The sequence below is a fragment of the Streptomyces sp. NPDC029138 genome (assembly GCF_055564375.1).
On record NZ_JBVHWM010000095.1, the window covers coordinates 22,687 to 29,788 of the forward strand.

The window sequence follows — 7,102 nt, forward strand, 5'->3', positions numbered from 1 at the left end:
AGGCCTGCGGCGGCACGGAGCCCGGTCCGGACGTCCACCGGTCACGACAACTCTGCCCGCTGCGGTGAGGTGTGTCCTCGGCGCTGAACGCACACTCCTTGACGGACAGCGCACACGAGGGCACCGGGCCGGTCCCTCCGTACTAGCGTGCTGCCATGTCGCCATGGACCGAGGCACGTCCGACGTCACTGTCCGACCTTCCCGCCCGCGTCGGTCCGTTGACGTGGGCTCAGCGGGCGATGTGGGACACCCATCAACGTCTGGCCGCACCCGACCGGCATCACCTCACCGTCGTGAAGAGCGCCGCCCTTCCCCCGGGACTCGGGGTCGAACGGGTGTTGAGGCGGCTCGATGCGCTGGGCGCCCGGCACGAGGTGCTGCGCACCGTGTACCGCACGGACGCGAACGGTGAACCGGAACAGGTGGTGCGGACGTACGCCGGGCCCGTCGTCCAGGAGCGGGAGGTGGAGGGCACCTCGCTCGCGGACGCGGTCACCCGGGTCGAACGTGCCGAGGGGGCCCTGGCCTTCGACATCACGGTGGACGATCCGTTGCGCGTGACCTTCGTCCGCGGTAGGGACGGCGACCGGCACCTGGTGCTCGCCTCCCACCACCTGGCCATGGACGGATGGAGCATCACGCGGCTCGCCGAATCGCTGACGCGCGAGGAGGAACCCGTCCCCCTGGAGCCCGACGTCTGCCGGCAGCCACTCGACCACGCCGCGGGCGAGGCGCGTCTGGTGCGCGACGGACACGTGGCTGCGACCGAGGCCTACTGGGACCAGCAGTTGCGGAGCGTCCCGCAGACGATGTTCACGCTGGCGGGTGAGCCCGCCCGCCCCCGTTACCGCACTCTCACACTGGAGTCCGCAGCGCTGGCGATGACGCTGCCGGTCGCCGCCGCCCGGTACCGGGTGACCACCTCCACGGTGCTCCTCTCTGCGGTCGTCGCGGTGTTGTCGCGCCTCACCCAGCAGGACACCTGCGCCCTCCAGGTGACGTCGGCGAACCGTGACGCCCCGGAACTGCTCGGCGCCCTCGGGAACTACTTCCAGAACGTGCTGCTCTCCGTTCCCGTCCTCGGGGCCACCACCTTCGGGGAGCTGGTCGCGCGCAGCGGTGCCGCGGCCCACCTCGCCTACGAGCACAGTCACTACGACCCGGTGATGGTCGCCCGGCGCATCCGACAGGTCAACGCGGAACGCGGTATTGCGCTGGACCGCACCTGCATCGTCAACGACGAACGGGCCGTCACCACGAATCCCGCCCGCGGCAGGCGCCGCCCGGACGGGGCTGCCCTGACGCGGGCTCTGGAACGGAGCCGGCTGGAGTGGTTGCCGTGGCGCCACCACGACCGGGGCCCGAAGTGCCAGGTGTGGGTGAACGACGGCCCGGGCACCGACGGGGGAAGCAGTGGCCCGGAGGTGATCCACCTGACGCTCCAGTCCGACACCGCGTACTTGCCGCCGTCCGGCATGGGGGTCTTCCTGCGGGATGTCGAACGCCTGGTGGCAGCCGTGTCCCCGGCCGACCTCTCCCTCGCCGAGCTGGACGACGTAGTGCTGTCCCGGCCCGCCCCCGGGGTGCGCGGGTTGCGGCGCGTGGACCACTGCCTGGTCGACGTGGACGGGGTGGCGCGACTGGTCCGTAGCGCGGTCCCCGGTGTGGAGGCCGCCGTCTTCCTGGAGCCGGGACCGGACCGGACCGGGCGCCTGGTCGCGTACCTGGCGGCCGGGGACGGGCTGCACACCCCCGCCGCCGTTCACCGGGCGTGCCTGGTCGCGCTGCGTGCGGCACCGGAGCGTCACGCGCTGATGACGCCGCAGCAGTACGTGCTGTGCTCCGCGGCCCCGCCTCGCGGCAACGACGCGGCGGCCTGGCGCGCCCTGGCACGTGAGGCGGGCACCGGACGGGCGCCGGATTGACCGAGAGCCGGGCCCCCTGGGGTGACCGGAGCGCCGGCGGCCGGGGCCCGTCAGCCGTAGGCGTTCGCCTGCCGGTGGAACATCTCCGCGTACAGCCCGCCCTGGGCCAGCAGTTCCTCGTGCCCGCCGCGTTCCACGATCCGGCCGCGGTCGAGGACGAGGACGAGATCGGCGTCGCGCAGCATCGACAGCCGGTGGGTGACGATGACCGTGGTGGTGCCGGAGACCCGGGCCAGTCGGCGCGCGACACCCAGATACCGGTCCAGGAGCTCGTGTTCGGCGACCGCGTCGATGGCCGCGGTCGGTTCGTCCAGGAGGACCAGCCGGGGCTCCGGGCGGAGAAACGCGCGTGCCAGGGCGATCTTCTGCCACTGGCCGCCGGAGAGCTCCTGCCCGTCGGGGAAGGACCGGCCCAGCGACGTGTCGAGGCCGGCGGGGAGACGTTCGACGAGGTCCGTGGCGGCGACACTCTCCAACGCGGCCAGAATGGCTTCGTCGTCACCGGCCCGACTGAGGTCACCGACACCGACGGCCTCGCGCAGCGTGAACTCCAGCCTGGCGAAGTCCTGGAAGACCGCCGTCATGTGACGGCGCCACCTGACCGGGTCCACGGTGCTCAGATCGGTGCCCCCCGCCAGCATCCGGCCCGCGGTGGGCAGGTAGAAACCGGCGAGCAGCTTGAGCAGGGTGGACTTGCCCGAGCCGTTGTCGCCTACGAGCGCGACGACAGCGCCGGCCGGCAGGCTCGTGGTGACGTCGCACAGTACCCGTGTGTCGCTGAGCGGGTAGGTGAAGCTGACGGAATCCAGGAGGATGTCGCCCGCGCGCCCGGTGGGCGGGGGGGCCGAGCCGTGGCGCCGGGTGGCCTCCCGGGCGAAGTCCTCCAGCCAGCGCAGGGTCCGCCCCGCGTTGGCGGTGCGCAGCACGATGGTCGTGTAGCGGACCATGAGGGCGACCTGGAGGTTCACCGTCGTCACCAGCACCAGCACGACGACGACCTGTCCGAGCGTGATGCTTCCCGACCGGTACTGGGCCAGCACCAGTGCGAGGCCCGCGACATAGCCCGCCGAGAAGATCAGCCAGCCTGTGGCGGTGTAGCCGAGACCACGCAGAGCGGCGCGGTCCAGGGCCCTCCCGCTGGCCTGGACCGATTCGTGGTGCAGGGCGAGGAGACGCGGGGCGAGACCGAACAGCCGCAGCTCCATGGCTCCGTCCGGGTCGGTGGCCAGGCGCAGGATGTCCGAGGCACGGCGGCGGTCCGCGGCCGATGCGGCCAGGGCCCGTTGCTGCAACCGTTCCGACCGGTGCCCTGCCGCCACCGACACCACCGCCAGGAGCGGGAGCAGCAGGAGCCACGGGGACACCAGGGCGAGCAGCACCGCGGTGGCCACCGACCGCAGCAGGTTGCCGACCCCCAGACCGACCGCGTCGAGCCCGTCGGTGAGCCGGCGACGTTCCGTGCGCAGCATCTCCATCCGCTGGAGGTAACCGGTCGTTTCGTAGTGTTCGATGCCGGGGATGCCGTGCGCCAGTCTCTGGAGACGCTGATCGAGGTGGCGTGAGGTGTTCTCCACGAGGGAGGCCGAGACGTGCAGCGAGAGCCGGGTCGACAGGGCCACCAGGACCGAGACGGCGGCGCTCGCCAGCGCGTAGCGGAAAACGCCGCTGAGGGAGCCCTTGTCGGCCGCGTCCACGACCAGGCCGAGCAGGTAGACGGTGACGACCTTCAGCAGCGGCTGGCAGACGAACATGCACAGCGCGGTGGTGGCTCGCCGTCGGTCGGCGGCGAAGGCCAGCTCGAGAACGGTCCGCAGCCCCCGGCCGCGGGGCGCGGCGGGGACAGGGGGGCGCTGGGCGTCACTGGACACGGAACCTCTCCGCCTGAAGTGTGAACATGCGCGCGTAGAGCCTTCCCGCGTCGAGAAGTTCCTGGTGGGTGCCGTTCTCCGCGACCGTTCCCCCATCGAGGACGACGATGCGGTCCGCCCTGCGGACGGTGGAGAAGCGGTGCGAGATCAGCAGCATCGTCTGCTGCCCGATCTGTTCGACCATCCTGTCGTAGAACTCGGCTTCCGCCCGCGCGTCGAGCGCGGAGGTCGGCTCGTCCAGGACGAGTATCCGGGCGCCGCGGATGACGGCGTACACGGCGCGGGCGACGGCGACGCGTTGCCACTGGCCGCCGGAGAGGTCCGTACCGCCGGCGTACTGGCGGGACAGAACCGTCGCCTCCCCCTGGGGGAGACGTTCGAGGATCTCGCCCGCGCCGGCCGCACGCAACGCCGAGGCGAAGGCGTCCTGGTCGCGGGGGCGATCGGGCACACCGAACTCGACGTTGTCGCCGAAGCCCACCGGGTAGCGGTTGAAATTCTGGAACACGGCGGCGAAGGACCGCTGCCAGGCGTGCCGGTCCATATGAGCGAGGTCGACGCCGTCCACCGTGATCCGGCCCTCCGTGGGGCGGTGGAAGCCGCACAGCAGTTTTACCAGCGTGGTCTTGCCCGCCCCGTTGAGGCCGACGAGGGCCAGCGAGGAACCCGCGCGCAGCTCCAGATCGACATGGCGCAGGACCCAGTGCTCCGTGCCCGGGTAGCGGAATCCGACGTCTTCGAACCGGATGACGCGGAACCTCGCCGGGGCCGGCAGGGTCCGCGCGCCGGTGTCGTGGGCCGGGCCCAGCCGCTCGCTGATCCACCGGAAGGCGGGGACGGAGGCCGCGCCCTGCCGGAGGTAGACCACGTCCATGGAGAACGTGGTGATGGCGGCGAGGCCCGTGACGGCGGTGGCATAGGTGGCGAGCTGTCCCATGGAGAGCCGTCCCTCGACCGCGGCGCGGGCCGTGAGGACGAGCAATGCCGTGTGCGCGGCCACGACGACGGCCGCGGCACCACCCAGGCGTACTGTCCAGGAAGTCCGCTGCCGTGCCACTCCGGACGACCAGTACGCGGAGAACCTCTCCTCGATCCAGCCCGCCAGCCCGAAGACCCTGATGTCTTTGGCCGCCCGGCCGGTCAGAGCGAGGTCGCGGAGATAGTTCGCGCGCCGCAGCCTGGACGCGTCGTCGTACACCCCGAGCTGGTTGTCGCGGTACTCGGCCAGCATCATCCTGGCGAACACCACGTAGGAGCCGAGCAGGAACAGGGCGAGCCAGGCGTCGAACGCCAGGAGGACGCAACCGGACAGGACGGCCTGGAGCCGGAGAACCACCAGGTTGGCGAAGGAGACCACCGCCTCGCGGATGGCCACCTCGTCGTCGGCGATGCCCTGTGCGAGGGCCAGCTGCGCACGTACCTCGGAGTCCTCCAGCGGGGCGATGGAGTCCGGGCGTGTCACGGAGGTGATCAGCTGCTGCGCGAGCTGGTGTCCCAGTCTGCGCCCCGTGACCTCCCCGACGGCCTGCACCAGCAAGTCGCTCAGCTGGAGGGCGAAGAAGGTTCCGCCCAGTACGGCGGCGGCGACGAGCGCGGCCCCACCGGCGCCGCCGTGCTGGGCTGCGGAGACCAGCGCCCCGCTGGCCAGGGCCACGACGGCGGGCAGCACGCTCGCGATCACGACGACCAGCAGCAGGACCCACGCCGTCGATCGTCGGCCCGCCATCAGCTGGCGGGTCATCAGTGCGCTGGGGCTGTCGGCGGCGGCGCGCAGACGGCTGATCGCCCACTGCCGCACCGTGATCGCGGAGGGCACCGTCACCGGGCCTTCGGCTGGAAGGCGGACGGGTGGTCGCCCGCAGCCGACGCCCCGTCCATGACCGCCGCGAGCTGTCCCACGGTCGGGTTCTCGTACAGCGTGCGGCTGTCGAGGTCGGTACCGAGAGCGGTATTGGTCCTGTGCAGGAGCTGGGTGGCCCGCAAGGAGTTGCCTCCCACTTCGAAGAAGCTGTCGTCACGTCCCACCAGTGCGATGTTGAGCACTTCCTGCCAGATCCGGCACAACTGCCGTTCCAGGTGGGTGATCGGCTCAGTGTATCGGAAGCGCGTGCGCAAGACCCTTAGGTCCAGGAGGAGTTGGGACACGTCGACGCTCCCGTTCCCCGTCCTCGGCAGCGCCGGCAGACGCCACAGACTCACCGGGACGGCCAGACCAGCGGCTTGGGCGGGCACCGACTCGACCATGTGCGGCGGCAGTTCCGCCTCGGCCGCGTAGGCCACGACGATCTCCGCGTCACGCAGGGCCTCGGGCACGAGTTCGGCGAGGACGAGAGGGTGCCGGACGTCCAGCCCGATCACCTGGTGGCGAGCCTCGCGTGCCATCGCGGTCAGGAACGAGGAGAGGCCCTGGGCCGCGCTGATGGCCCGGAAGCCACGCGACCGTACGGGCGCCGTGGTACGGCCCCGGTTCATGCCGACGTCCGCCCACATGCTCCAGGACAGGCAGCGGACGGCCCGCTTGCGGGTGGCCTGCCAGTGGTCCGCGAAACCGCTCAGGAAACTGTTGGCGGAGGAGTAGGCACCGAAGGAGCTGCCGCCGAACTCCCCGTTGACGGAGGAGAAGAGCGTCAGTGACGCCTCGGGGCGGTCTTCGAGGACGCGGGCCACGGACAGGGTGCCGGAGACCTTGGTCCGGAACATGTCGGCGAACGTGTCTTCGGTCTCCTGATCGAGACGGTGCCGGTCGAGGTCGTTCCACTGATCGCCGATGTCGCCGCCCGCCAGGTGCAGGACGCCGTCGAGGCCGCGCCCCCAGACGCCTTCCGCCTCGTCGACCGCGCGGACAAGGGCCGCGTGGTCGGCCACGTCCACCGACGCGTAGCGCGCCTCGCCCAACGCCGTCAGGGCCGCCAGCCGCTGGGACCTGTCGTCGGTCCCGTCGGGGGAGACCTCGGACCGGCCCACGAGCAACGGCCGCACCCCGTAGGCGGCAACGAGGTAGGTGACCAGTTCGTGCGCGATGCCGCCCAGCCCGCCGGTGATCAGGTAGCAGCCGCCGGCGGTGATCTGCGGAGGCCCGGGGAACGCGTCACCGGGCACGGGCCGCAGGAGGGGCCGCAGGCGGTGTCCCGCGCGGTGGGCGACGACACCGCTGAACCGGGCGTCCGTCAGCTCCGTCGACAGCGCGGACGCCCACTGCTCGCGGTCGTGGGGGGGGGGGGGGGGGGGGGGCAGGGGGGGGGGCCCGCCCCCCCCCCCCCCTGAGCAGGCCCCCCCCCCCCCCCCCCCCCCGCCCCCCCCTCCCCCCCC

4 protein-coding genes are annotated in these 7,102 nt (G+C 71.9%); 1 reads left to right on the forward strand and 3 read right to left on the reverse strand.

Going from position 1 to position 7,102, the window contains the following annotated elements:
- Positions 1–155 precede the first annotated feature (155 nt).
- The gene (locus tag ACZ4WH_RS40715) at positions 156–1,925 is read left to right on the forward strand and encodes a condensation domain-containing protein (RefSeq protein WP_468190536.1); all 1,770 of its coding nucleotides are present in this window, start codon (positions 156–158) and stop codon (positions 1,923–1,925) included.
- Between the two features lie 50 nt (positions 1,926–1,975).
- On the opposite strand, the gene ACZ4WH_RS40720 is transcribed toward ACZ4WH_RS40715, so the two are convergent.
- From ACZ4WH_RS40720 to ACZ4WH_RS40730, 3 genes are read right to left on the reverse strand one after another with little or no spacing between them, the layout of a single operon-like run.
- Entirely contained in the window at positions 1,976–3,793 is a 1,818-nt protein-coding gene (locus ACZ4WH_RS40720; RefSeq protein ID WP_468190538.1) for an ABC transporter ATP-binding protein, read from the reverse strand.
- The gene (locus ACZ4WH_RS40725; protein WP_468190540.1) at positions 3,783–5,615 is read right to left on the reverse strand and encodes an ABC transporter ATP-binding protein; all 1,833 of its coding nucleotides are present in this window, start codon (positions 5,613–5,615) and stop codon (positions 3,783–3,785) included. Before ACZ4WH_RS40725 ends, ACZ4WH_RS40720 begins: the two co-directional genes overlap by 11 nt.
- Positions 5,612–6,892, reverse strand: coding sequence for an SDR family NAD(P)-dependent oxidoreductase (locus tag ACZ4WH_RS40730; protein WP_468190542.1), 1,281 nt, complete (start codon positions 6,890–6,892; stop codon positions 5,612–5,614). The genes ACZ4WH_RS40725 and ACZ4WH_RS40730 overlap by 4 nt, the downstream gene beginning before the upstream one ends.
- Positions 6,893–7,102 lie beyond the last annotated feature (210 nt).

Excerpts from the sequence above, each read along its gene's own strand:
- ACZ4WH_RS40715 (WP_468190536.1), top strand. The coding sequence starts at position 156 with ATGTCGCCATGGACCGAGGCACGTCCGACGTCACTGTCCGACCTTCCC.